1 protein-coding gene and 1 pseudogene are annotated in these 1867 nt (G+C 76.8%); both read left to right on the forward strand.

Going from position 1 to position 1867, the window contains the following annotated elements; all coding sequences use genetic code 11:
• The coding region (locus H5J33_RS33565) for an O-antigen ligase (protein WP_181798460.1) at positions 1 to 1201 on the forward strand (1201 nt) is incomplete at its 5' end.
• Between the two features lie 110 nt (positions 1202 to 1311).
• Positions 1312 to 1867 (forward strand): annotated as a pseudogene (locus H5J33_RS38805) (hypothetical protein); the annotation flags it as partial.

Raw genomic sequence — 1867 nt, forward strand, 5'->3', positions numbered from 1 at the left:
GGTCAGCCACAACCGCAGCAGATGGCGCTGTTCATCGGGGGCCGCGGTGATCCTCGGCCTGCCGGTGGCCGGTCTGGTGCCGGCCGCGCTGCACGCGGTCCCGGCCGACGCCGGGCTCACCGGCCTGGGCCGTTACCTCCAGGTCTTCGTCCTGGTCCCGGCCGCGGTCGTGCTCCTGCTCCGCGACCGGGCCGACTTCCGGCTGCTGGCCTGGTCGTTCGTGGCGCTCGCGCTGTGGCAGGGGGCGGTCGGCACGCACCAGTACGTCACCCGGACCGGGGCCTCCTACCAGGGGCAGGACGTCCGGGCGGTCGGCACCTTCGGGGTGGCGGACGTGATGGGCATGGCCACGGTGGTGTCCTTCGGGCTGGTGTGCGCGGTGGGGCTGGCGCTGGGCCGTACCGCGCCCCGGGAGCGGGCCGTGGCCGTCGCATGCGCGCTCCTGCTGCCGGTGCCGCTCGCGCTGTCCTTCAGCCGGGGCGCCTGGATCGCCACCGCCGTCACCCTCACCGTCCAGTTGCTGCTGGCCGGGGTGCGCCGCGCGGTACGGGTGGCGGCGGCCGTGCTGGCGGCCGGGGTGGTTCTGGTGGGCGGCCTGGGGGTGGGGACGACGATGCTCCGGGAGCGGATCGACAGCATCACGCGGGTCGCCGACGCGCCGGACCGGTCGGTCACCGACCGGTACACGATGTGGGCGGCGGCCCTCGGCATGTGGCGGGAGCGGCCGCTGACCGGCGTCGGGCTGAAGGCGTTCCCCGAGTACCGCGACGCACACGCCTCCCTCGCGCTGTCCTCGGGCAGCGACACCGAGGGCGCGGGCGCCGCCTTCCGCCGGCAGCCGCTGCTGTCCCCGCACAACATGTACCTGCTGGTCCTCGGCGAACAGGGGCTGACCGGGCTGCTGTGCCTGGCGGGCGGCTGGCTGGCCCTGCTGGTGTGCGCGCTGCGCGGCCTGTGCCGGACCCGCGCGGCCGGTGGCGGGGGCCTGGACTGCGCGCTGGTCGCCTGCGGGCTGCTGGTCTGGCAGCTCGTGGACTTCGCGTACGCCGACATCGGCGGACCGTCGACCGTGCTGACGGCGGTGTCCTTCGGCCTGGCCGCGTGGTGGGCCCTGCCGGCCGCCGACCGTTCCGCCCCCGCGGGGCCCCTCACCGCCCCGCCCGCGCGTACGGCGGTGCCGGGAGAGGCGGCCACGCGATGACCCGCAGGACCGACGGAACCCAGGGACCGGGAACCGGCACCGGCACCGGCACGTCAGCCGTGGCCGCCGGGGCCGGCACACCGGTACCGCAGACCGACACCGGCTCCGCCATGGCAGCCGCCCCCGGGACACCCACACCGCAGACCGCCCCGGACACGCCCGCCACAGCCGGCGTACCCCGGTCCCCGCGACCGCGGAACCACGCCGAAACGCCTACCGCGGCAGCCGCGCCCACGGCGAACCCGGGACCGCAGGGCGGCCCGGACACGCTCACCGCGGCAGCCGTATCCGGGGCCCCGCGACCGCAGCCCGGACCGGACCCGTCCGCCGCCCTCGCCGCACCCCGGCCCCCGGAACCGGAACACCGCGCCGGAACATCCGCCGCAGCCGCTCCCGGCGCCCTCCCCTCTCTCGACGGCCACCTCCTCGAGTCCGCTCCTGCCACCTCCCGTCTCCTGGCGCGGGCCGCGTTGCTCACCGCGTGTCTGTCCGTGGGGGCGGCGCTGCTGGGGCTGGTGCGGGATCAGTCGCTGGCGCGGCTGTTCGGGGCCGGGCGGGACACGGACGCCTTTCTGGTGGCCTGGACCGTGCCGGAGTTCGCGGCGACGCTGCTCATCGAGGACGGGCTGGCCTTCGCGCTGATCCCGGCGTTCAGCGCGGCCCTGG

Source organism: Streptomyces sp. WELS2, assembly GCF_013870595.1.
Lineage (GTDB): Bacteria > Actinomycetota > Actinomycetes > Streptomycetales > Streptomycetaceae > Streptomyces.